Annotated in this window: 23 protein-coding genes; 12 read left to right on the plus strand and 11 right to left on the minus strand. The window is 59.4% G+C overall.

Features of this window, described 5'->3' with window-relative positions; all coding sequences use genetic code 11:
- Positions 1-11: 11 nt before the first annotated feature.
- Positions 12-1,079 carry an HlyD family secretion protein gene (locus tag C7U61_RS07000; RefSeq protein WP_106997428.1) on the plus strand — a complete coding sequence of 356 codons (1,068 nt, stop codon included), beginning with the start codon at positions 12-14 and terminating at the stop codon, positions 1,077-1,079.
- A gap of 184 nt (positions 1,080-1,263) precedes the next feature.
- Here the strand turns inward: C7U61_RS07000 and rplI are convergent, their stop codons facing one another.
- The 4 genes from rplI to rpsF all read right to left on the minus strand — a co-directional run bounded on the left by rplI (position 1,264) and on the right by rpsF (position 3,713).
- Complete coding sequence (gene rplI, locus C7U61_RS07005; protein WP_106997429.1) at positions 1,264-1,842, minus strand: 50S ribosomal protein L9; 579 nt, start codon at positions 1,840-1,842, stop codon at positions 1,264-1,266.
- A 20-nt stretch (positions 1,843-1,862) separates the two neighbouring features.
- On the minus strand, positions 1,863-2,840 hold the full coding sequence (locus C7U61_RS07010) for a DUF2232 domain-containing protein (protein ID WP_106997430.1): 978 nt from the start codon (positions 2,838-2,840) through the stop codon (positions 1,863-1,865).
- A 164-nt stretch (positions 2,841-3,004) separates the two neighbouring features.
- Positions 3,005-3,253: a 30S ribosomal protein S18 gene (gene rpsR, locus C7U61_RS07015; RefSeq protein ID WP_004122103.1), complete on the minus strand. Its 249-nt coding sequence runs from the start codon at positions 3,251-3,253 to the stop codon at positions 3,005-3,007.
- Positions 3,254-3,266: 13 nt separating this feature from the next.
- Entirely contained in the window at positions 3,267-3,713 is a 447-nt protein-coding gene (rpsF, locus tag C7U61_RS07020) for a 30S ribosomal protein S6 (RefSeq protein WP_015339354.1), read from the minus strand.
- A gap of 390 nt (positions 3,714-4,103) precedes the next feature.
- Between rpsF and C7U61_RS07030 the strand changes: the two genes are divergently transcribed.
- From C7U61_RS07030 to C7U61_RS19495, 3 genes are all read left to right on the plus strand, one after another.
- Complete coding sequence (locus C7U61_RS07030) at positions 4,104-4,850, plus strand: phosphoglycerate mutase family protein (protein WP_106997431.1); 747 nt, start codon at positions 4,104-4,106, stop codon at positions 4,848-4,850.
- Positions 4,851-5,002: 152 nt separating this feature from the next.
- The gene (locus C7U61_RS07035) at positions 5,003-6,016 is read left to right on the plus strand and encodes a hypothetical protein (protein ID WP_181315813.1); all 1,014 of its coding nucleotides are present in this window, start codon (positions 5,003-5,005) and stop codon (positions 6,014-6,016) included.
- Entirely contained in the window at positions 6,013-6,192 is a 180-nt protein-coding gene (locus tag C7U61_RS19495; protein ID WP_181315814.1) for a hypothetical protein, read from the plus strand. Before C7U61_RS07035 ends, C7U61_RS19495 begins: the two co-directional genes overlap by 4 nt.
- A 49-nt stretch (positions 6,193-6,241) precedes the next feature.
- On the opposite strand, the gene C7U61_RS07040 is transcribed toward C7U61_RS19495, so the two are convergent.
- Positions 6,242-7,285 (minus strand): aldo/keto reductase, encoded by a 1,044-nt coding sequence (locus tag C7U61_RS07040; protein WP_106997700.1) that lies wholly within the window; start codon positions 7,283-7,285, stop codon positions 6,242-6,244.
- 192 nt (positions 7,286-7,477) lie between these two features.
- Between C7U61_RS07040 and fabD the strand changes: the two genes are divergently transcribed.
- From fabD to gmk, 7 genes are all read left to right on the plus strand, one after another.
- Positions 7,478-8,422 (plus strand): ACP S-malonyltransferase, encoded by a 945-nt coding sequence (gene fabD / locus C7U61_RS07045; RefSeq protein WP_106997432.1) that lies wholly within the window; start codon positions 7,478-7,480, stop codon positions 8,420-8,422.
- Positions 8,423-8,446: 24 nt separating this feature from the next.
- A complete protein-coding gene (gene fabG / locus C7U61_RS07050; protein WP_106997433.1) occupies positions 8,447-9,184 on the plus strand; it encodes a 3-oxoacyl-[acyl-carrier-protein] reductase in 738 nt (245 codons plus the stop codon).
- A gap of 285 nt (positions 9,185-9,469) precedes the next feature.
- Complete coding sequence (locus tag C7U61_RS07055) at positions 9,470-9,706, plus strand: acyl carrier protein (RefSeq protein ID WP_106997434.1); 237 nt, start codon at positions 9,470-9,472, stop codon at positions 9,704-9,706.
- Positions 9,707-9,820: 114 nt separating this feature from the next.
- Positions 9,821-11,083, plus strand: a complete 1,263-nt coding sequence (fabF, locus tag C7U61_RS07060; RefSeq protein ID WP_106997435.1) for a beta-ketoacyl-ACP synthase II — start codon at positions 9,821-9,823, stop codon at positions 11,081-11,083.
- Between the two features lie 214 nt (positions 11,084-11,297).
- Positions 11,298-12,512, plus strand: a complete 1,215-nt coding sequence (gene mltG, locus C7U61_RS07065) for an endolytic transglycosylase MltG (protein ID WP_106997436.1) — start codon at positions 11,298-11,300, stop codon at positions 12,510-12,512.
- Positions 12,513-12,622: 110 nt separating this feature from the next.
- Complete coding sequence (locus C7U61_RS07070; protein ID WP_106997437.1) at positions 12,623-13,510, plus strand: YicC/YloC family endoribonuclease; 888 nt, start codon at positions 12,623-12,625, stop codon at positions 13,508-13,510.
- Between the two features lie 3 nt (positions 13,511-13,513).
- Complete coding sequence (gene gmk, locus C7U61_RS07075; RefSeq protein ID WP_106997438.1) at positions 13,514-14,176, plus strand: guanylate kinase; 663 nt, start codon at positions 13,514-13,516, stop codon at positions 14,174-14,176.
- A 6-nt stretch (positions 14,177-14,182) separates the two neighbouring features.
- On the opposite strand, the gene rsmA is transcribed toward gmk, so the two are convergent.
- The 6 genes from rsmA to C7U61_RS07105 all read right to left on the minus strand — a co-directional run bounded on the left by rsmA (position 14,183) and on the right by C7U61_RS07105 (position 21,861).
- Positions 14,183-15,010 carry a 16S rRNA (adenine(1518)-N(6)/adenine(1519)-N(6))-dimethyltransferase RsmA gene (gene rsmA, locus C7U61_RS07080; protein ID WP_106997439.1) on the minus strand — a complete coding sequence of 276 codons (828 nt, stop codon included), beginning with the start codon at positions 15,008-15,010 and terminating at the stop codon, positions 14,183-14,185.
- Positions 15,010-16,035 carry a 4-hydroxythreonine-4-phosphate dehydrogenase PdxA gene (gene pdxA, locus C7U61_RS07085; protein WP_106997701.1) on the minus strand — a complete coding sequence of 342 codons (1,026 nt, stop codon included), beginning with the start codon at positions 16,033-16,035 and terminating at the stop codon, positions 15,010-15,012. The genes rsmA and pdxA overlap by 1 nt, the downstream gene beginning before the upstream one ends.
- A 7-nt stretch (positions 16,036-16,042) precedes the next feature.
- The gene (locus C7U61_RS07090; RefSeq protein WP_245410772.1) at positions 16,043-16,930 is read right to left on the minus strand and encodes a peptidylprolyl isomerase; all 888 of its coding nucleotides are present in this window, start codon (positions 16,928-16,930) and stop codon (positions 16,043-16,045) included.
- Between the two features lie 264 nt (positions 16,931-17,194).
- Positions 17,195-19,600: an LPS-assembly protein LptD gene (locus tag C7U61_RS07095; RefSeq protein WP_106997441.1), complete on the minus strand. Its 2,406-nt coding sequence runs from the start codon at positions 19,598-19,600 to the stop codon at positions 17,195-17,197.
- A complete protein-coding gene (gene lptG / locus C7U61_RS07100; protein ID WP_106997442.1) occupies positions 19,601-20,686 on the minus strand; it encodes an LPS export ABC transporter permease LptG in 1,086 nt (361 codons plus the stop codon).
- Positions 20,683-21,861: an LptF/LptG family permease gene (locus tag C7U61_RS07105; protein ID WP_106997443.1), complete on the minus strand. Its 1,179-nt coding sequence runs from the start codon at positions 21,859-21,861 to the stop codon at positions 20,683-20,685. The genes lptG and C7U61_RS07105 overlap by 4 nt, the downstream gene beginning before the upstream one ends.
- A 769-nt stretch (positions 21,862-22,630) precedes the next feature.
- Here C7U61_RS07105 and C7U61_RS07115 point away from each other — a divergent pair.
- Complete coding sequence (locus tag C7U61_RS07115; protein ID WP_106997444.1) at positions 22,631-24,127, plus strand: leucyl aminopeptidase; 1,497 nt, start codon at positions 22,631-22,633, stop codon at positions 24,125-24,127.
- Positions 24,128-24,139 lie beyond the last annotated feature (12 nt).

The raw sequence follows: 24,139 nt of genomic DNA on the forward strand, positions 1-24,139 counted from the left end.
GAAATAGCTCCATGTCGAGGCTCGTTCGCTCCCCAATCGAAGTCATTGCGGTTCTTGCCGGTGTCGGCGGCGTCATGCTGGTGCTCTACGCCTGGCATCTACCGCCGTTCAAAACCTCGGTCGAGACCACGGACGACGCCTATGTCAAAGGCTATGTCACGACCATCAGCCCGCAGGTCAGCGGTTATATCACCGACGTGCCGATCAAGGACTACAAGCTCGTCAAGGAGGGCGATGTGCTCGCCCAGATCGATAACCGCATCTACAAGCAGAAGGTGGCCCAGGCGCGGGCAACGCTGGACGGACAGAAGGCGGCACTCGCCAATTCGCAGCAGCAGGAGCAGGCTGCCAGGGCCGGCATCGTCTCCAGTCAGGCGCAGATCGACAGCGCCAATGCTGCTCTGAAGCGCGCCCAGCTTGCGGCCGATCGCGTGACGACGCTGGTCTCGAGAGGCGTGTCGACGACAAGCGATGCCGAACAGGCGCAGGCGACGCTGCAGCAGGCTCAGGCTTCGCTCAACCAGGCGAAAGCCGGTCTCGACGTCTCTCAGCAGAACCTGACGACGATCATCGTCAACCGCGCCTCGCTCGAGGCCGGTGTCAGCGGCGCGGAGGCTGCCGTGCAGCTCGCCGATATCGATCTCGACAATACGACCATCAGGGCGCCGCAGGACGGCCGTATCGGGGAGGTCGGCGTACGCCTCGGCCAATATGTGACGCCTGGCACGCAGCTGATGAATCTGGTGCCGAAGGACGTCTGGGTCATCGCCAATTTCAAGGAAACGCAGCTCGACGGCATGAAGCTCGATCAACCCGCCACGATCTCCGTCGATGCGCTCGGGCATCGCGAAATCAAAGGCCGCATCCAGCGCTTCTCCCCCGCCGCGGGCTCGGAATTTGCCGTCATCAAACCCGACAACGCCACCGGCAATTTCACGAAGGTCGCCCAGCGTCTCGGTGTCAGGATCAAGATCGAGGATGGGCAGCCGCTCGCCGATCAGCTGGCACCCGGCATGTCCGTCGTCGTTTCGATCGACAAGGATTCGGCTCCGTTGCCGGAGCCCAGGACCGGTGACTGAAAATCAAGCTTTGTCCCGTGCAAGGCAGCATATTGTGCCAAGCCTTGCACCAGAGCGCGCTCTATCCTCGCGCCCAAGCGCGAGGCCTCGAAGGGCGAGGGCGGCTCGTGCATTCCAACCAACAAAAAAGCCTGGGCCGCAAGACCCAGGCTTTTTCATTCGCACTACTGCGAAAGCTTGAAGATCAAGCTTCTTCGTCGCCGTCGCGGTCTGCTTCCGGATCGAAGAAGTCTTCCGGACGCAGGGCGTCTTCGTCAACGCCGTAGATGGCGTCGGCGGAGGTGAGGGTTTCGCCCTTGGCCTGACGCTCTGCTTCTTCGGCGGAACGGGCAACGTTGAGCTCGATCGTGATTTCGACTTCGGCGTGAAGTCCGATCGTGACATTGTGCAGGCCGATGGCCTTGATCGGCGTATTCATGTGAACCTGGCTGCGACCGATGTTGAAGCCTTCTGCGGCGAGGATTTCAACGACGTCACGGGCAGCGACCGAACCATAGAGCTGACCGGTTTCGCCGGCCGAGCGAACGACGATGAAGGACTTGCCGGCGAGAACGTCGGCAACCTTCTGGGCTTCGCTCTTGCGCTCGAGGTTGCGGGCTTCGAGCGTGGCGCGCTCGGCTTCGAAACGAGCCTTGTTTGCGGCGTTGGCGCGCAGCGCCTTGCCGAGCGGCAGCAGGTAGTTGCGGGCAAAGCCGTCGCGAACCTTGACGGTTTCGCCCATCTGGCCGAGCTTGGAGATGCGTTCGAGAAGAATGACTTCCATTTTCGTTGTTCCTTTCGATGTCAGATTTTCGTGTCTTGTTTGGGTGTGTCGGCATTCTTGTTCGGGGTCAGCGATATCGCCTTGCGGGTATCGTAAAGACCGAGAACAAGAATGATGAAGAGCGGCAGCGTCACAAAGAAGCATACCAGGTAGCAGATGATCAGAACGGGCAGGCGCCAGTCCTTGCCCCGCGTCCGGTAATGCAGCGAAGCAAAGCCGGAAACGATGAAGCCAGCGCCGAAGGCGCCGAGCACGGCGGCGGCGATGAGGCCGAGGACGCCGCCGAAGAAGATAGCGACGATCGCCACGAGAAAGACGAAGATCGCATTGCGGTTCATGCGCAGCGACGAGGGGATATCATCGCGCGGGCGCAGATTGTGGCTCGAAGCCGCGACGATGCGGGTCGCCACATAATAGGCGGCCAGCAGCATCATGACCCAGATCATGCCCCAGGCGATCGGGATCATGTAGAGCATCAGCGACTTCATTTTCGCGATCGCAGCCGGATTGAGCTGAAGATCGGGAGACTGCTGGTTCACCGCGGCGGTGTAGGCGTCGACGACCTGGCTCACCAGATCGGCGCCGTAGCCCATGACCGCGCCGGCGACGATGATGACGACGGCTGCAAGGCCGCACAGATGCAGCATGATGTCGGAGAGCGGATACCAGGCCATGAGATTATCCGGCCCGCCGAGTTCGGAGGCGGGACGCGCCAGATTAGCGAGATGGCTGAGCCACGCGGGGATCAGCGTCAGGAGAATGACGAAAAGCCCGAAATAGACGGATTGCGTAACGGTTCCTACGATGCCGGCGACGATGACGGCAACAATGACGGCCATATTGCCCCAGCCGAGGCCGACGATCAGGATCGGGAGAGCGGAAAGCGCACCGAACAAAATGAACAGCAAAGGCTGTACCGTCGCGCCGTACACGAGTAGGGCGGCGGTCAGACCGGCGAGTGCGCCGATGCCAAGCTCTTTTGCGTTCAACTTTTTCACGTCGCTGTCCTGCTTCGCATCGAGCAGTTAGAGGATGCCTTCGCCACGCGGGTCTGAAAGCTTATCCCCAACATGGGGTTTCAAGGTTCCGATCCGCGCCCACCGCGAAAGGGAGAAGGGAAGGCATCGCTGCCTTCCCCTTATTCATTCTGCGTCAGGCGCTGTTAGGCGACGACGTAGGGCAGCAGGCCGAGGAAACGGGCGCGCTTGATCGCCTGGGCGAGTTCGCGCTGCTTCTTCTGGGAAACGGCCGTGATGCGGGAAGGAACGATCTTGCCGCGCTCGGAAATGTAGCGCTGCAGGAGACGAACGTCCTTGTAGTCGATGCGCGGCGCATTGGCGCCCGAGAACGGGCAGGTCTTGCGGCGGCGATGGAACGGACGGCGGACCGGTGCGGAAGAAACTTCAGACATCTCTCAAATCTCCTTATACGCGGTCTTCGCGCGGACGGCGCGGACGGTCTTCGCGGTCACCACGATCCGGGCGCGGACCACGATCGCCGAAGCTGCGTTCCGGACGGTCGCCATCGCGGCGCGGACGGTCGTCGCGGTCGCGCTTCTGCATCATGGCGGACGGGCCATCTTCGTGCTTCTCGACAGCGATCGTCATGTAACGCAGGACGTCTTCGCTGATGCGCATCTGGCGTTCCATTTCCTGGATCGCAGCGGCCGGAGCATCGATGTCCATCAGGGCGTAGTGAGCCTTGCGGTTCTTCTTGATGCGGTAGGTGAGGGACTTGAGGCCCCAGTTCTCGATACGCCCGACTTTTCCGCCGTGAGCTTCGATGACACCCTTGTACTGTTCTACGAGGGCGTCGACCTGCTGAGCGGAAATATCCTGTCGGGCAAGGAATACATGTTCGTAAAGAGCCATGGATAGCTTTGCCTTTCTTGCGTTGGTCTGAACCCGATATTCGGCGGCTAAGCCTCAACGACTGCTCCTGAGAGGGTAAACCCAAGCAAGAAAAGCGTTTCCGAGACGGTCGAGAGCGGAGACACGGGAGGCTGGAACGCTTCCGTTCCGAACGGCTTCTCTTACGAAAAACCGGCCCTCCGTTCAGCCACCAGCCAGAAGACCGGGTTGCGAACAGGGCGGCTTATACGGATTTTTCTTGGAAAGGCAAGGGTAGAGGGGAAATTATGCCGCTTGCCCCGAAGCCGCGCCGATCCCAGGGCTATATCGCGAGCTTCCATCCGCCGCAGCGTTGCACCCGCCGCGCTCTCCCATATGATGGGAGGCGAATTGCAGCAACAGGGATGGTTCATGCGCATCTTTCTCGTTCGGCACGGCGAATCCCTCGGCAATATAGACGACCGAGCCTATCGGCAGTTCGGCGATCATAACGTGCCCCTAACGGAATGGGGCTATCGGCAGGTGCTGGAGGCGGGTGAGGCGATATCAGCCTATCTGAAGGCATTGCCATCAGCCGAATTACGCAAGCTGAGCGTCTGGTACTCGCCCTTCCTGAGGACGCGGCAGAGCAAGGATGCCCTGCTGGAGGTTCTGCCTGCCGAACTCATCGGGAATACGAGAGAGGATTATCTCCTGCGCGAGCAGGATTTCGGGCTCTTCACCGAAATCTACGACCATGCTGAACAGAAGCGGAAGTTTCCCGACGAGTTCGAGAAATGGGCAAGGCTGCGCAACAATAACGGCAAGTTCTATGCGCGTCCGCCGGATGGCGAAAGTCGCGCCGACGTCGCCCAGCGTGTGCGCTTGTTTCTGCAGACCGTCATGCACGACGCCGAAAACGGAAAGAACAATGTCATCATCGTCGGCCATGGCGTCACCAACAGGGCTTTCGAGATGAACTTCCTGCACCACCCCGTCGATTGGTTCAAGCGCTCGGACAATCCGGGAAACGCCGATGTCACCTTGATCGAGGGGCGGAGTTCGGAAGGCTATCGCTCGATCCTGCTTCATAAGTCCGTGGACCGCGTGAAAGGGCAGGAGGAATTGAAGGCGGCTTATGGTTCCGAATTGGCGATTGCGCCGAAGACGGGGCAATAGGCCGCTTGCCGTAAGCATGGCTTTCCCGCTGCCGTATAGATCTGCTTTTATTTCATCGGCACGGCCGACTCTCTCGAATGAGTATTTGCAATCACGGCTTGTGAAACGGCTGGAGCTGTGGAATTCATGGTTTGGCTGCAAGGGGGTAGGCTGTGAAGACTGTGAAGAAAAGCTTTGCTTTGCTGGGTTTTGCTTTAAGCTTCGCCCTTCTTGCGCAAGACGCTGCGGCTCGGTTGAGCTACGACGTTCGAACTGCGGATGATGGAACTACCTACATTACGGTAATTGGCAGCTTCGAAGCCGACGATGATTTGAGCTTATTCCGCGATAAGGCTGTTTCCAGCCACGCTGACTACGTCGGCTTCGACAGCGGCGGCGGAAATGTATCCAAGGCATTGGAGCTCGGCCGGCTGATTAGATCTCTGGGACTCAGCACTCTCGCTGTAAGAAGCGCCGAATGCTCCTCGGCTTGTTCCTTGTCATTTCTTGGCGGAGTGGGGCGTTTTGCGGAACCGGGCTCGATCGGCGTTCACAAATCCTCGTTCAGCGATACAAAAGGAATGGATGTCGAGACTGCCGTTGCAGCCGTCCAACGGCAGACTGCCGACGTGATCGCCTATATGAACGAAATGGGTGTCGATCCAGGTTTGCTGCAGCTCACGCTCAAATATGACAGCAACGATATTCGTTATCTGTCATCGAGCGAAATGACACAGTTTCGGGTAACAACCGTGTCATACCAGGAGATTCAGGAGTTCGCAGCAAAGTCGTCGTCTATCAAGGCTCCGGCGGCGAGTGCTGAAGCGAGTAAGGCAACTCAGCCACTGAGCGAGCAGTCGCCGCTTCTGCAAATTCCAATCCCCAGAAACGGCATTGTTCAAGACGACACAGGAGCGGCCCTGCTGAAGACAAGCCGGAACATGAGCGCCAAGACGATTGCGGCTTTCCCGAATGGGAGCGAGTTGACGATCAAGAAGAGCATTGGCGACTGGTATCGTGTGTCGATCGGTAAAAAGTCCGGCTATATGCGTCAGACCTCGGTGTGGGTGCGTGAATTCGAAGAAAATCGCTTTGGCAAACAATATATACAAATATTCGTCGATCATTCGTTGACCACAGCCATACGGTTGGCCAGGGGGCAAACCCTCCTATGGCGGTCCATTTGACCGCGCAGGGGCGGTATGCCCTTACCATTAAGGACGTCTACGACAAAAATATCGCTCCGCTGGTATATCAACACCTGCTGGGGAGTAAAAAAATCCCTCTCGACGCCATCATCACTCATGGCAACGACTACGTTCGCGAAATCTGCTGCAGTGCTTCCGCTGCAGCGGCCGAATAAACGGGCAAACTTGCCCGTTTATTCGTTTCGCATGTTACCGGTAGGCTCTTCACATCGGCATCGGATACTTGCGATGCACCTGCTCGATTTCGGCCAATGCCTCTTCCGGAAGCGTCACATAAGCGGCAGCCACGTCGGTTTCGAGCTGCGCCATCGTCGTCGCGCCGATGATGACGGAGGTCATGAAGGGCTTGATGAGGCAGTAGGCCAGTGCCAGCTTCGATGGGTCGATGCCGTATTTGGCGGCGATTTCGAGATAGGCCTTTACCGGCGGTTCCTGCAGCGGCTGCAGGCGGCCGCCGATGTCTTGATTGATCGAGCCGCGCGAGCCGACCGGCCTTGCGCCGCCGACATATTTGCCGGTGAGGATGCCGCCGGCGAGCGGCGAATAGGCGAGCAGCCCGACATCTTCGTGATGGGACAACTCGGCAAGATCCAGGTCGAAATGGCGGTAGAGCAGGTTGTATTCGTTCTGCGTGGTGGCGACGCGCGGCAGGCCCTTTTGCTCGGCAATCGTCAGATATTTCTGGATGCCCCAGGTCGTCTCGTTCGAGAGGCCGACGGCGCGGATCTTGCCGGCCTTCACCAGCTCGCCCATCGTCTCCAGGATCTCGGTGATCTCGGCGATGACTTTCTCGCGATCCTGATTGAAGGGGTTATAACGCCAGTTCTGACGGAAATGGAAATGGCCGCGGTTCGGCCAGTGGACCTGATAGAGGTCGATATAATCGGTCTTCAGCCGCTTCAGGCTGGCATCGACCGCTGCATTGATATTGGCGGCGTCCGGACCTTGTCCGCCGCGCAGATATTCGCGGCCTGGGCCGGCGACTTTGGTGGCGAGCACGATATCCCTACGCTTGCCGGTCTTCTCGAACCAGGTGCCGATATATTCTTCGGTGCGGCCCTGAGTCTCCGGTCCGACCGGCGTCGTCGGATACATTTCGGCGGTGTCGAAGAAATTGATACCCTTCTGGACGGCATAGTCCATCTGCTCATGCGCTTCGGCTTCGCTGTTCTGCGTGCCCCAGGTCATCGTGCCCAGGCAAATCTGCGAAACGGAAATATCGGTGCGGCCTAATCTCTTATATTTCATGGGAAAACCTTGGGATGGGAGAAGGTCAAATGAATGAGGTCGCGCAAACTTAGGCTCGATCTGAGCGAGCGCAAGAAAAAAATCATTGCGCTTCGCAGGCGCAAAAGCCTGTGGCAGCGGGGCTTGCACTATTGACTCCGCCGTAAACAATGTCATTGGGAAGCAAAACGACCCCCAAAAGGACGCTTTATAATGACTGTTGCTTTCACATTTCCCGGCCAGGGCAGCCAAGCCGTCGGCATGGGCAAGGACCTCGCCGACAATTTCGCCGAGGCGCGCGCCGTGTTCGAGGAAGTTGATGAAGCGCTCGGTGAAAAGCTCTCCGACGTCATCTTCAACGGCCCGGAAGACAGGCTGACCCTGACCGCCAATGCGCAGCCTGCGCTGATGGCGGTGTCGATGGCAGTTATCCGTGTCCTGCAGGCGCGCGGCCTGGATCTGAAGAGCAAGGTCGCCTATGTTGCCGGCCATTCGCTCGGCGAATATTCCGCGCTCTGTGCCGCCGGCACTTTCTCGCTTGCCGATACGGCGCGCCTGCTGCGCATCCGCGGCAATGCCATGCAGGCGGCAGTTCCCGTCGGCGTCGGCGCCATGGCTGCGATCATCGGCCTTGAACATGCCGACGTCGTCGCGGTTTGCGAGGAAGCCTCCGCGATTGGCGCCTGCCAGATCGCCAACGACAATGGTGGCGGCCAGATCGTCATCTCCGGCGAGAAAGCCCCGGTGGAAAAGGCAGCGGAACTTGCGACCGCCAAGGGCGCCAAGCGCGCCATCCTGTTGCCCGTCTCCGCGCCTTTCCATTCTGCGCTGATGGCGCCGGCTGCCGATGCCATGCGTCAGGCACTCGCCGGCGTCGCCAAGGCCAATCCGGTCGTGCCCGTTATCGCCAATGTGAAGGCGGCTCCGGTTACCGACGCCGATGAGATCGCGCGGTTGCTCGTCGAGCAGGTCACCGGCCAGGTGCGCTGGCGCGAGACGGTGGAATGGTTTGCCGCCAACAATGTGACGACATTGTATGAAATTGGCGCCGGCAAGGTGCTGACGGGTCTTGCCCGCCGCATCGACAAGTCAGTCAACGGCATCGCCGTCAACAATGCTGCCGATATCGACACGGCGCTCGCCGCCTTGCTCGGCTAATAGATTAAGGAACGAGGGACACACATGCTTGATTTGACCGGCCGCAAGGCCCTGGTAACCGGTGCATCCGGTGGCATCGGCGAAGAAATTGCCCGGCTCCTGCACAAGCAGGGCGCCATCGTCGGCCTGCACGGCACCCGCGTCGAAAAGCTCGAGACGTTGGCCTCCGAACTCGGCGATCGCGTCAAGATCTTCCCGGCGAACCTCTCGGATCGCGATGAGGTTAAGGCGCTTGGCGCCAAGGCCGAAGAAGAGCTCGGTGGCGTCGATATTCTCGTCAACAATGCCGGCATTACCAAGGACGGCCTGTTCGTTCGCATGAGCGACGAGGATTGGGACAGCGTGCTGGAAGTCAATCTGACCGCCGTTTTCCGCCTGACACGGGAGCTCACCCACCCGATGATGCGCCGCCGCTATGGCCGCATCGTCAATATCACCTCCGTCGTCGGCGTAACCGGCAATCCGGGCCAGGCGAACTACTGCGCCTCCAAGGCCGGCATGATCGGCTTCACCAAGTCGCTGGCGCAGGAAATCGCGACGCGCAACGTCACGGTCAACTGCGTTGCCCCCGGTTTCATCGAAAGCGCCATGACGGGCAAGCTGAACGACAAGCAGAAGGAAGCCATCATGGGCGCCATCCCCATGAAGCGCATGGGCACCGGCGCGGAAGTCGCTTCCGCCGTTGCCTATCTTGCATCTTCGGAAGCAAGCTACGTCACGGGTCAGACGATCCACGTCAATGGCGGCATGGCGATGATCTAAAGGAATTGCTGTTGGAGGGGCTTTCCCGCCAATAGCATGTTGAGCAACCCGCAGCCGGCTATTTTCTGGCTTTGCGACGGACTTAAACCGTGTTAAGCGGGCCATGACTGTGAACAGTCGTCCGGAAAATTCAGGCGGACTGGGCCATATTCAAGGCGCAGGACCGGATCTCAATGCCGGGTTGAACGGGTTTGCCAGCGGCGTCGGAACAGATGCTGCAGGTTTGAATTAGGGTAGGGATGTCACAAGGCATTCTCATCAGGACATAAGGTCGAGGAAACCGACATGAGCGATATCGCAGAACGCGTAAAGAAAATTGTTGTTGAGCATCTTGGCGTTGACGCCGACAAGGTTGTTGAAAGCGCAAGCTTTATCGACGATCTCGGTGCGGACTCGCTCGACACCGTCGAACTGGTCATGGCCTTCGAAGAAGAATTCGGCGTTGAAATTCCGGACGACGCAGCTGACTCGATCCTGACGGTCGGCGACGCGGTAAAGTTCATTGAGAAGGCCCAGGCCTGATCTTTCGCGCTTTTTGACGGGGCGGGCTGAAGAGTCCGCCCTATTTCGTCCGGCGAAGCCGGCCGAAACCTACATATACGCATATCATCATAAAAAGACGGGGGTCTGCGGGCGATGAGACGTGTCGTTATCACGGGTACCGGCATGGTATCACCTTTGGGCTGTGGCACTGAGGTGTCCTGGACGCGTTTGCTCGCTGGGCACAACGGCGCCCGCCTCGTAACCGAATTCGAGGTCGAAGACCTCGCGGCGAAGATTGCCTGCCGCATTCCTGTCGGCGACGGCACCGACGGCACCTTCAACGCCGACGATTGGATGGAGCCGAAGGAGCAGCGCAAGGTCGATCCCTTCATCATCTATGGCATGGCCGCTGCCGACATGGCGCTGGCCGACGCCGGCTGGCATCCGGAAGCGGATGAGGATCAGATTGCAACGGGCGTCATGATCGGCTCGGGCATCGGCGGTCTCGAAGGTATCGTCGAAGCCGGCTATACGCTGCGCGACAAGGGTCCGCGCCGCATCTCGCCCTTCTTCATCCCCGGACGTCTCATCAATCTCGTTTCGGGCCAGGTCTCGATCCGCCACAAGCTGCGCGGCCCGAACCATGCCGTCGTCACGGCATGTTCCACCGGTGCGCACGCAATCGGCGACGCCGCCCGTCTCATCATGCTCGGTGACGCCGATGTCATGGTCGCCGGCGGCGCCGAGGCCCCCGTCTGCCGCATTTCGCTTGCCGGCTTCGCCGCCTGCAAGGCGCTGTCGACGGAATATAACGATACGCCGCAGAAGGCTTCGCGCCCCTATGATCGCGACCGTGACGGCTTCGTCATGGGCGAGGGCGCCGGCATCGTCGTGCTTGAAGAGCTGGAACACGCCAAGGCGCGCGGCGCCAAGATTTATGCCGAAGTGGTAGGATACGGCCTCTCCGGCGATGCGCATCACATCACCGCTCCGTCCGAGGACGGAGAAGGTGCTTTCCGTTGCATGACGTCGGCTCTGAAGCGCGCCGGCCTGACGCCAGCCGATATCGATTACATCAACGCGCACGGCACCTCAACCATGGCGGATACGATCGAGCTCGGCGCGGTCGAGCGGCTGGTCGGCAATGCCGCGTCGAAGATTTCCATGTCGTCCACCAAGTCGGCGACCGGTCATCTCCTCGGAGCAGCCGGCGCCATCGAGGCCATCTTCGCAACACTCGCCATTCGCGACAATATCGCCCCGCCGACACTCAATCTGGACAATCCGGAACGCGAAACCGCCATCGATCTCGTTCCGCACAAGGCCCGCAAGCGCGAAATCAACGTCGCGCTCTCGAACTCATTCGGCTTCGGCGGCACGAATGCGTCGCTTGTTCTGCGTCGCTATGAGGCTTAATAACAACGCGTAACTTTGAGGGCGAGAATGCCTTTCGGCAATCTCGCCCGAATCCTTGATTGTTGTTGCGCGCCTTCGCCTTCTCCGGAATGCGGCGCGGGAACGCCTGATCGGTCGAAGTCGGAGCCTTAGGTTCCGCCTTATCTTCTGAACCTGTTTTTTGCCGCATTGCTTGGCCAAAGAGCAGGCAATCACAAAAGGGAAGGGATTGCCGGTGAGCGATACGAACCAGAGCAACGGAACTCCGAACGGGCAGAAAGGGCCGATCATTCCGAAATCGGCCAACGAAGCCCTGCGTCCGGAGCGTGTTCCGGACCCGCCGAAGCGTTCGCGCAAAGCCCGCAGCCAGATGGTCATCTTCCTGAACTTCCTGATGACGCTGGCAGTTTTCGTTGCTGTCGCTGCGATCGGCGGCGCCTATTACGCCTTTTCGATCTATCAGGGTCCCGGTCCGCTGACGACCAACACGAATTTCATCGTGCGCAATGGTGCCGGTCTCAGCGAGATTGCCAACCGTCTGGAATCCAACAACATCATCACGGATCAGCGCATTTTCCGCTGGCTGACGACCACCTATCTCCGTGACGGCGAAACTCTGCGGGCCGGCGAATATGAGATCAAGGCCGGCGCCTCCATGAAGGACATCATGGAACTGCTGAAGTCCGGCAAATCGATCCTCTATTCGGTCACCCTGCCCGAAGGGCTGACGGTTCGGCAGATGTTCAACAAGCTGCAGGCCGATACCGTTTTGGAAGGCGATCTGCCTTCGGCGCTGCCGCCGGAAGGCAGCCTGAGGCCTGACACCTACAAGTTCACGCGCGGCACCAAACGCACGGAAATCATTCAGCAGATGGAGGCCGCGCAGACGAAGCTGGTCGAACAGATCTGGGAAAAGCGCGACTCCAGCGTGCAACTGGCGAACAAGCAGGATTTCATCACGCTGGCCTCGATCGTGGAAAAGGAAACCGGCCTTGCCGATGAGCGCGCGCACGTCGCTTCCGTCTTCTTGAACCGCCTTAGCAAGGGAATGCGTCTGCAGTCCGACCCCACCGTCATTTACGGCCTCTTCGGCGGCGAAGGGAAGCCGTCCGATCGTCCGATCTATCAGTCCGACCTGAAGAAGGACACGCCTTATAATACCTATCTCATCAAGGGATTGCCGCCGACGCCGATCGCAAATCCGGGCAAGGACGCGCTGGAGGCCGTTGCCAATCCGTGGAAGACGCAGGACCTTTATTTCGTCGCCGACGGCTCAGGCGGACATGTCTTCGCCGCGACGCTGGACGAGCACAATGCCAATGTCAGACGGTGGCGCAAGCTGGTTGCTGAGAAGGGTGAAGATCCCAGTGCCATCGCCGTGGATGGTCAGCCGGACGACTCTGCGGTAGCCCCCGGTTCCGGCGCACAGCAGAAGAAGAAAACCAACTAATCCCCAATGCGCTGCGGCTAACCTAGGAAGCGCGGCGCGGATTCACTTTACATTGATCCCTATTGCGAAGATTTTTCGTTGGATGAGGGATGGAACTATCGGAGGCTTGCATGGCATTGCAGTCCATGACCGGCTTTGCCCGGCGTGAGGGAACGAGCGGTCGCGGCCGATGGGCATGGGAACTGCGCTCTGTGAACGGCAAGGGATTGGACATCCGCCTGCGCTTGCCGCCAGGCCTCGAGCGCCTTGAGGCTGATGTTCGCAAGTCGATTGCGGATCGGCTCACGCGTGGCAATCTGCAGGTCGGCCTGTCCCTTTCCATCGAAGAGAGCCGCGTCGAGGTCGTGGTGAATCAGGATGCGCTGGCGGCGGTGCTGGCGTTGCGCGATCAGCTGGCCGGCATCGTTGATCCCTCGCCATTGCGGCTGGAAAGCCTGATGTCTGTGCGTGGCCTGGTGGAATTCAAGGAAGCCGAGGAAGACGAGGATGCGGTCGCAGCGCGAGACGCCGATATCATGGCGGGCCTTCAGGCGGCGCTGGACGATCTTCGCGACATGCGCCGCCAGGAAGGCGATGCGCTCGGCAAGGTTCTGCTCGGTCATGTCGCAACGATCGAGATGCTGACGACGACGGTCGAACGCGATCCCTCCCGTTCGCCGCGGGAAATTGCCGCAAGGCTTGCCACGCAGGTGTCGATGCTTCTCGATGGCTCGTCGGGCCTCGACCGCGACCGGCTGCACGCGGAGGCAGCGCTTCTCGCCACCAAAGCCGATCTGCGCGAAGAGATCGATCGTCTGAAGGCGCATGTGGCGGCTGCGCGCGATCTCATCTCCAAGGGCGGTCCCGTCGGCCGTAAGCTCGATTTTCTTGCACAGGAATTTAACCGGGAATCGAATACTATCTGCTCGAAATCGAATGCTGCGGCCGTGACTGCCGCCGGCATCGAGCTGAAGGTGGTAATCGACCAGTTCCGCGAACAGGTCCAGAATTTGGAGTAGGCCATGAAGCCGGCGACATCCACATCCATTCCGATCGCCCGCCGTGGGTTGATGCTGGCCATCTCCTCGCCGTCAGGTGCCGGCAAGTCGACGATCGCGCGCACATTGCTTGATAGGGATAAGCAGGTAAGCCTCTCCGTCAGCGTGACGACGCGGCAGCGCAGACCCAGCGAAATCGAGGGCGTGCACTATCACTTTGTTTCGCAGCGTGAATTCGAGCGCCTTCGCGATTCCGACTCGCTGCTCGAATGGGCCGAGGTGCACGGCAATTTCTACGGCACGCCGCGCGAGCCCGTGGAGACCGCCATGGCGGAGGGCCGCGACATGCTCTTCGACATCGACTGGCAAGGCGCTCAGCAGTTGCAGGAGAAGATGCCGGCCGATGTCGTCTCCATTTTCGTGCTGCCGCCAACCATGACGGAGCTGCAGTCGCGCCTGCATCGCCGTGCCGAGGACTCCGAAGAGGTCATCGCCATGCGCCTCGCCAATTCGCGGGCCGAGATCGCTCACTGGCGCGAATACGACTATGTCATCGTCAATGACGATCTGAACGTTGCCTTCGATGCGGTTCAGTCGATCGTCAAAGCCGAGCGCCTGCGCCGCGACCGCCGGCACGGCATGTTCGATTTCGTTCGGGACCTGCTGGAAGAGACGCCGAAGCTGTAAAGCCGGTCAAAGGCTGTTTGCCAACCGGCAGAATTCTTCCACCGAAAGCGTTTCGGCGCGGCGCTGCGGATCGATATCGGCCTTTTGCAACAGGACTTCGCCGCCAAGCGGCTTGAGGCTCTGGCGCAGCATCTTGCGGCGCTGGCCGAACGCGGCCTGTGTCACCTTCTCCAGCTTGTCGATTGAGCAAGGAATGGGGTTTTCCTTTGGTGTCAGGTGTACAACCGTCGATGTGACCTTCGGGGGTGGGGTGAAGGCCTGCGCAGATATGTCGAACGCCATGTGAGCCAGTGTCCGCCAGCCGCAGAGCACGCCGAGCCTGCCGTAATGGTCGTCATCCTCCTGCGCCACGATCCGCTGGCCGACTTCCTTCTGGAACATCAGCGTCAGCGACTGCCAGAAAGGCGGCCATCGCGCCGGCAGCAGCCAGTTTACCAGAAGCTGCGTCCCGACATTATAGGGCAGGTTGGCGATGATCTTCACCGGCCCTTGTGGCGCAAGGGCGGCGAAATCTGTCTTCAGCGCATCACCTTCGATTACTTCGAGCCGGCCCGGATAGTGATCGGCGATTTCCGCCAGCGCCGGCAGGCAGCGCGCATCGCGTTCGACGGCGATGACCTTGGCCGCGCCGAGCGCCAGGATAGCGCGCGTAAGACCGCCGGGTCCGGGCCCGACCTCGAAGACGGTGACGCCCTCGAGAGACCCGGCTGTGCGCGCAACCTTCTGCGTCAGATTGAGGTCGAGAAGGAAATTCTGCCCAAGCGCCTTGCGCGCATCGAGGCCATGGCGCTGGATGACATCGCGAAGGGGAGGTAAACCGTCCAGTGCGGCCATCAGGGATTGTTTCCGGTCTTGCTGCTGATCTCGCTTGCCAGCTTGAGGGCGGCGACAAGGCTGTCTTCCTTGGCAATGCCCTTGCCGGCGATACCGAAGGCCGTGCCATGATCCGGGGAGGTGCGAACGAAGGGCAGACCGAGCGTGACATTGACGGAATCGTCAAAGCCAAGCGCCTTGGCGGGGATCAAAGCCTGATCGTGATACATGCAGATGGCAACGTCGTAACGTCGACGCGCGTCGTCATGGAACATGGTGTCGGCGGGCAGGGGGCCGAATGCATCGATGCCCTCGCTGCGCAGCATATCGATCGCGGGCCGGACGATCTCGTCGTCCTCCTTACCGAGAGCGCCGTTCTCTCCGGCATGCGGATTGAGGCCGGCAACGGCAAGACGCGGCTTGGAGATGCCGAAGCGGCTGCGCAGATCGTGATCGGTGATCCGGCATGTCTCGGCGATCAGATCGGAGGTCAGTGCCTCAGGCACCTCTTTCAGAGCAATATGTATGGTGACCGGAATGGCGCGGAGCTTCGGGCCGGCCAGCAGCATGACCGGCATGACCGGTTTTCCGGTTGCGCGCGTCGCGAGATCCGCCAGGAACTCCGTATGACCGGGAAAGCCGAAGCCGGCATCGTAGAGCACGGATTTGGCGATCGGGTTGGTGACGACTGCGGATGTCTGGCCGCTCATGCTGAGAGAAACGGCGGTTTCGATGGCGGCAATCGTGCCCTTGGCAGTCGCAACATCCGGTTCGCCGGCGATGACACTCATTCCGGCTTCGATCGGCAGGATAGGTAGGGCGTCCGGAAAGATATTGCGGGCATTTGTCGGATCGGTGACCGCAAACGGCACGGTCAGCCCGAGCTGAGAAGCCCGTGCCGCAAGCACGGCGGCATCGCCGAGAAACAGGAAGGGTGGCAAATTCAGCTCGGCACGGCGAAGCCAGGCGGCGAGCGTAATATCGGGACCAATGCCGGCCGGATCCCCCTGCGTGAGGGCAAGGGGGAGGGAAGAGCGCGGTGGCATCGTCAAATCAGCGATAGACGATCTGCGCCTTGGAGCGCAGTTCGTCCATGTACTTCTTGTCGTTGGCGCTCACACCCTCTGCCTTGGCCTTGCCAATATCCTCGGCGCGGAACACGGCAGCCGCGGCAACGTCATCATTCACCTGGCGCTGCGAGCAAATGGCAACATATTCGACCCCACGATCGGTCACGATAGGAGCGGTCGTGTTGCCGGAAGCCTTTTCCAGCAGCGGCTTCCACATTTCCGGGACTTCCGGTGCAAGCACGCGGCCGAGATCCTGGACGGAGACGTCGCGCATCGTAGCGGCAAAAACCTTTGCTTGATCGCAGCCGGGGAATTTGGACCGCGACGCCTCGGCTTCTGCCTTGCGCGCATTCAGGATCGCGTTCCGCTTTGCCGCCGGTACGACGAAAATGATCTGCTTCAGAAAATACTCGGTCGTAACGGGCTTCGTCTTGTTTTCCGTCATGCGCGTCACGAGATCGTCGTTCGACATACGGCTTCTTGCACCGAAGCGCGCGTTGACGATCCGCGGCCAGCTCATGGAAACGGCGATATAGGATTTGAAATGATCGACGCCGACGCCGGCCTTTTCCAGAATCTGGCTGAGCTGCGCCGTCGACATCTTGTTGCTGGAGGCGAAACGGGCGAAGGCAGCATCGACGTCCGTCGTCGAAACGGACATGCGCAGGCGGGAGATCTCCGCGCGCTTCAACGTTTCGTCGACGAGTTGCTCCTTGGCAAGCTTGTTTAGGTCACCCTTCTGGCGCTGCAGCTTGAGGAAGGCGACGCGCTTGGCTATGTCGCCGGATGTGATCACCTGGCTGTTGACGAGGACCTTCACTTCGCTTGCTGCGAAAGCGACATCGCTGCTCGGCACGGCGAAGCTCGCCATGATCAAGGCCGCCGCTCCGAACGCCAGAGCTCGCATCGGTGTCTTTCCAGAAAACATCAACTACCCCTTCCCAAAGGTATTTCCTGCCAGCATTGCGCCGTTTTGATACGCCTGTCGCGCAATACGGCAACTTTGCGCCACATGTCTACATCAAGCGCGATGAATTGCAAAATCCTTGCGGCGAAACAATGACGCCGGTAACCGCAACCGCATCCATGCAAAAGAGCCGGCGGTGAAGCCGGCTCCCTGCAAGTTCGATCTTTATCAGAACGTCGCTTCCTGGACGCTGCCGAGATTGACGTCGCCCAACGTACGGAAGGTCAAACGGGCACCGATCGACCAATTGGTTGCCGAACTGGCGGTCGTATCCTTCTTGTCGAGGAACGACACGGTAAAGATCGTGCATTCGTCCTCGTAGGAAAGGCCGACACCCTGGCGGGTGATCTGATTGTTGTTAAGATCGTAGCTGACCGTACCGAAGACGGACCAGTATTCCTTGAACTTGATCTGCGCGCGCGACTGGATTTCGTCCTGATTGGTGGTGAAACCATATTGCGGCTGGGCCGCAATATGCGTGTAGATCAAGGATGTCTGGAACACATCGTTCGAGAAGCCGACGGATGTATCGCCACGCTTGAAAGCGAAATCCTTCTGATCGAAGCGATAGGATGTTGCGAGCGAGATTCCCTGCGGTGTCGTTAGACCGAACATGGTGACGTAGTCGGAACGGGTCGTCTCAAGACCGGAATCCGAACCGACGCCGGCCAGATCGTTTGTCGCAAACGAGTTGCGGCCCGCGAGCTGATAGGACTGTCCGAAGATATGCTGCAGCTTGTAACCGCTGTCGAAGCTGGCCGTATAACGCCACCCGACATTGGCGCGTGTGCCACCCTCGATGCGATCGAAGCCCGAGAACTTGTCACGATCAAAGAGGTTCGTCGCATCGAAAACGAGGCTCTGTGCATCTTCGTTGGGCAACCGGCCGGCAAGCTGCTCGTCCGGCCGCACATAGATCTGCGCGATCGGCTCGAACACGTGCGTGCTGTTGCTTGTCGTGATCAGGAACGGGTATTTGGCTTCGAGACCCGCCGTGACCATGCCGCGCGAGGCATAGTCGCTGGTATCGTAATTGCCGGGATAGCTGAACGATGCGCCGAAGGAGTTGGGCGAGTTCATATCCAGACCATAGACGTCACCGCGCGCCGCCGCCAATGGCGTCAGCACAAGGCCCTCATCGGTCGTAAAGGTACGCTGCCACTGCAGTTCTGTGCTGAAGCGGGTATAGCTGCCGGAGAGACCGAGGAAACGGTCGTTCAAGTTGGCGTCACCAAGATTGACGACGTTGTCGAGTGCGGATGTCTTCTCACGCGACAGGTGCGTGAAATTCATCGTCGCCGACAGTTCGCCGCCATAGACCGATTTCGGATCGACATAGTGATAGTCCACGCTCGGATAGACATATGCCTGCTGCTTCTGTGCCGTGGCATTATTGTCTGTGTCCTGCACGTTATAATAGAAAGCGCGCATATCGAAGAAATTGCGCTTTCCGATACCTGTCAGATAGGCTTGGTTCGTATGGGTGGTTTGGTTGAGACCGTCCAGGCTGTAGGTGCGCGAGAAGTTATTATCGCTTTGCACCATGACATCCCAGCCGAAAGTCCAGCGAGGATTGATCCTGAAATCGGCCTTGGAATTGATCATGCCGCGAGTTTTGTGCTCGGCATCGGTCGTACCGGCGACGAAGGCATCCGGATTCATCTGATTGATGCCGGCAACGCGCAGGATATGGGTGCCATTCTCGAAACGCTGGCGGAACTCACCTTCGAGCAACAGCCCCTGATTGGTAAAGCCCGTGGCGGTGACCGTCGCATCCATGCTCGGCGAGATGACGTAATAGTATGGAACCCTTACGCCGACGCCGAGACGCTGCGAGACGCTAACCGACGGAAACAGGAAGCCTGACTTGCGCTTGACTGTGTTGTCGGGAACTTCGACCCACGGAACATAGGCGATCGGCTGACCGAACAATTCGAAACGAGCATGCTCGAGACGAATGGTATGGGTCACGCCGTTCTGGACCACACGTTGGGCTTTGACCTGCCACAGCGGTGCGCGCCCCTGTTCGGAACAGGCCATGCAGGCGGTATAGACGCCCTTTGTGAGAATCAGCTGATTGCCGCCGACCCGCTCGCCCTTTTCGGCGACCATGCGGGTGTTGTCAGGCATTTCGATGCGCAGGGCATTCACGAACCCGTCGGAGAAGCTGTCGGTGACGTCCATTTTGTCACCGTACATGCGATTGCCGTCGGGGGTGATCAGCTCGACATTGCCGAGAGCCGTCATTCGCCCGGACTTCTGATTATACTCGACCTTCTGGGCGACCATCTTGTAGCCGCCATAGTTGATCTGGACCGCACCGCTTGCGGTGACGATCTGCGCATCCTTGTTATAGACCAGTTCGTTGGACGAAAGGACTAGCTTTGCGCCTTCCGGCACCTTCACCTTGATAGGAGAAGTGGTAGCGCCGGCGCCGCCATTGTTATTGCTGGCACTATTATTGTTGACCTGGGCGTAAGCGCCGACCGGGCTCAAAACATATGCACATGCGGCCGTGCCCGTAACCAGGGCAGCCACAAACTTTCTGATACTCTTGCGGTTGCCTGCCGCCACTTAGCCGTCCTCCTGATGAAGCAGGATCGTTGCTCCGAATGCCAATGCGACGATCACGGGTATCCATGTCGCCACGTAGGGAGGAACCACTCCGCTGCTCCCGAATGCCTTTACAAGCACGGTGACAACATAAAGCACGAAGCCGGAGAGGATTCCACCCAGAATCACAGAGCGCGATTGATTGAATCTACTGAATTTTAGGGACACAGTTGCCGCAATCAGAGTCATTGCCACCAGAAGGAACGGCTGCGACAGAAGCGAATAAAACTGTGTCTCAAGTGCGTTGGTCGATATGCCGAAGGTGCGTGCGACCTTTATTCGATTAGAAAGATCATAAAAAGCAATGGTTTCCGGTTGAGCCAGACGTTGCGAAACAAAATCCTGTTTCAGATTCGTACGAACCTGTACCGAACTCTTGTGGTCGGGAATTTCACCGGGCCGCCGCTCGACGACATTGTTAAGAAGCCAGTAACCATCTTGCAACTTAGCCGAGTCGGCATCCTGCCGCAGGACGATATTTCCCTGTGAATCAAAGTGGATAAACACGACACCCGTCAACGTCGTTCCGTTGTTCAGAATGGCCTTGGCACCGATGATCGTGTCGTCTTTTCCGCTGGATTGACGCAGCCACGGAATAGAAAGCGTATTGCGATAGGATGGGTCTCCGCGCAGGTCGGCTTCGATGGTTTCGGCATGTCGCTGACCCCACGCCGCGACCGGATTAAGCGCGAGCATGGTCATAAGACCGACGCAGAAAGCACCCATCACGAAGGGCGTCATGAACTGCCACACGGAAATGCCGGCCGCGCGCGCGATAACCAGTTCACGGCGGCGGTTGAGGGCGATCAGCACCGTCATGCCGACGAACAGCGCGATGAACGGTACCGTCTGCTGCAGGATGAACGGCAGCCTGACTGCCGTCATCAGCAAGCCGACGGAGACGGTGTATCCGGGCAGCCCGGCAAGACGCCCGGCGGTTTCGCTGAAATCGACAAGATAGACGATCGAGATGACGCCGAGGAAGAACCAGAACGTCGTCACGATGTAACGCGTGAAGAAGTAGCGCCAGAGCGTGCCGAAAATCATGCACCGCCCCCGTTCGAGCTGCCGGGTGCGGTCGGCATGCGGTCCTGGACTTTTTGCCGCCAGTTGTTGAGGCGGTTGCGGATCGAGACGGGCATCGTCATCTTCCGGGTCCGCAGCAGGAGGACGATTGCGATCAGCGCCGCGATGATATTGATGGCGTAGAGAACGCCGATGAATTTGGTTGAATGATCGATCTGGTTGGCAGCGTAGAAATCAGCCCAGCGCAGCGCGAACGATATGCCGAGCGCCGACACCATCGGATGCAGCCGCGCCTCGCGATGTGATCGCGCATCGCCTGCAATCACCAGAGATATCAGCGCGAAGATCGCCGGCAGCGCCCAGTCGTTGAGCCGGCGGTGCAATTCGGCCCGGTAATCGCCAGGTCTTTGCTTATAGTCCGGATCGTTCGTATCCGGATTGAGCAGGAAGCCAAGGCTGCGGTCGCTGGCCCGCGCATTCGGCTGGCCACGATTTTGCGTCATATCAGACAGGTCGAAGGAGTAGGAATCGAACTTGATGACCGAGACGCTGCCGTCGGGTGTTTTGCGGTGAACTTCGCCGTCCTTCATGAGCAGCGACGTACCGCTGGGGTCGACCGCCCCTTCCTTAGCATAATAGATGAGATCGAAGGCGGGATCGCGCGAATCGACCACGAACAATCCCTTGAGAATGCGCCCCGACAGACGCTGCGAAATCTGCACGTAGAGCCCGTCTTCGATGCGCCGGAAGTTCTTCTCTTCGATGACTGTGGATAGAAGGTCCGCATAGGCTTCAGCCACCATCTGACGCGCGGCCACGCGGGCTCTCGGTTCGACGACGTTATCCACGAAGAACGAAAACGCGCTGATCACGATCGCGAGAATCATGATCGGGCGGATGATGATGCTGCGCTTCGCGCCCGCGGCCTCCATGACTGTGAGTTCGGAGTCGCTGTTCATCGCGGTCAGCGTCTGCGTAATGCCGATGACGAGCGCAAAGGGCAGAACGATAGGGATGATCGTCGGCAGGATGAGCGTCGCGAGCTTTGCGAAGGAGCCCATGGACTGACCACTGTCGGTCACGAGGTTGATGCGCTGCAGAACCTGGGTGGTCCAGATAATGGCGAGCACCGGCAGCAGTGCTACCAGGAACATCATACCGACACGCCGTACGATATATGTCTCGAATAACTTCATGCCGGCCCTTAAACGCAACAGCTGCCGGGCGAGCCGACAGAGATTCACCCTCCTCTACGCTGTTTGCGTTTTTTTGGCGACAACCAACTCGAAAAAAATTCGTTAATTTTCCGAGATTCTTCTGCCGTGTGGCGTTTGAGATAGAGCGAGCAGGGCGGCGAATATGACGGGCGAAGAAAGCCAGCGGAGGACGGCATCGGAGAGATAATGTGCGCCAAAAACTACCCTGGGTGCGGGAATCAGCAGTGAAACCGCCGCGATCGGCAGGGCTGCGGCCGATCGGAACGGCTGCGGGATGAGGATGAGACAGAATAGCCGGCCGGCCGCCGCGGCCTCGCCCGAGATGAAAGAGCAGTTGCCGACACATTTGCGGAGAAAGAGCCTGCATGCAGGAAATCGAACGTGCCGCCGCAGAGATCGGTCTGCCGTGGCCGCGGACGGCCTGAGAATGCCTTCAGCCAGAGATTGACGATCAGCGCCGGTCCAGGGTTCTGTGCGCATTGAAGATCGCGCCGGGATCCTGCCAGCATCCAGAGCAGCGCGAAGGCGACGGCATAGGGCAGATGAATGAAGATTTCCCTCACCAGGTACCGCGGGGGCAGTTAAAACACTCTCACGCTTGGCCTAATCCTGCTGAATGACAGGGATTTGAAGCAGCCGGACGTCTCTTATGGAGAGAAACCGCGCCGAAGCTTGTATTCCTTCTTGAGACCTTGAATGATGGTTGTGCAAAGTTCTGTCACTACGACGCATATTTATCGGAGCAGAAATGTCTGTGAAATTCGAGATTTCCTTTGCCAAGTCGGCACGTCTCAGCGGTGGTCTGGCCATTCTCCTGAAAGACACGGACAGTGAGCTGCCGGCGGGTGCGGAGAGCGCCGATCCGGCGAATGTTTTCGCCAGGGCGGCGCCCGTATCCGGCTTCAAAGGCAAAGTTCTGAGCAGTCTGGATATCATCGCGCCGGAGGCGGCGCCCGTCGATCGAATCATGGTGATCGGTGCCGGCAAGGCCAAGAACCTGACCGCGCACGACTGGCTGAAACTCGGCGGCAGTGCGGCGGCAAAAATCCGCAATACGGAGATGGTCGCGATCTTCCTCGATGCGCGCAACATCGAAGTCGGCCCCAAGGAGGTCGCCGATTTTGCCTTGGGTATGCTTTTGCGCGCCTACAGTTTCGATACATACAAGACGAAGAAGGGCGATGACGACGAGAAGGGGGCCTCGCGCAAGGCGGTGAAGGTCACGATCGTCACCCAGGAAGCGGCAGCCGCCAAGAAGCTCTACGCGACCTCGGAAGCCGTGGCCGGCGGCGTGATTCTTGCACGCGATCTCGTCAACGAGCCGCCGAATGTTCTCGGCCCGGTCGAATTTGCGGCTAAGGCCAAGGAATTGGAAAAGCTCGGCGTCGAGATCGAGATCCTGACGGAGCGTGAAATGCGCCGGCTCGGTATGGCCGCCCTGCTGGGCGTCGCGCAAGGTTCGGCCCGGCCGCCGCGGCTCGTGGTCATGCAATGGAAGGGCGGCAAGGCAAAGGACAAGCCGGTCGCCTTCATCGGCAAGGGCGTCGTCTTCGACACCGGCGGCATTTCGATCAAGCCGGCTGCCGGGATGGAGGAGATGAAGGGCGACATGGGAGGAGCTGCGGCCGTCACCGGGCTCATGCATACGCTTGCCGCACGCAAAGCCAAGGTCAACGCCATCGGCGTCATTGGCCTTGTGGAAAACATGCCCGACGGCAATGCACAGCGCCCGGGCGATATCGTCACCTCCATGTCCGGCCAGACGATCGAGATCATCAACACGGATGCCGAGGGTCGTCTCGTTCTCTGCGATGTGCTCTGGTACACGAACGACCGCTTCAAGCCGCAGTTCATGATCGATCTGGCGACCCTGACCGGCGCGATCCTTGTCGCGCTCGGCAACCTGCAAGCCGGCCTCTTCTGCAATGACGATAGGTTGGCGGGCGAGCTGACGGCGGCAGGTCTTTCGACAGACGAGCGTCTGTGGCGCATGCCGCTCGGCAAGGATTACGACAAGATGATCGACAGCAAGTTCGCCGATATGAAGAATACCGGCGGTCGTCATGCCGGTTCGATCACCGCCGCCCAGTTCCTCAAGCGCTTCGTCGGCGACACGCCCTGGGCCCATCTCGATATCGCCGGCACGGCGATGGGCTCCGTCCAGGACGAGATCAATCAATCCTGGGGTTCGGGTTTCGGCGTGCGCCTGCTCGACGAACTGGTCCGCGCCAATTACGAATCGTGACCGGCCGGATTG

Origin of the sequence: Rhizobium sp. JAB6 (assembly GCF_003024605.1) — a bacterium.
Taxonomy (GTDB): Bacteria; Pseudomonadota; Alphaproteobacteria; order Rhizobiales; family Rhizobiaceae; genus Rhizobium.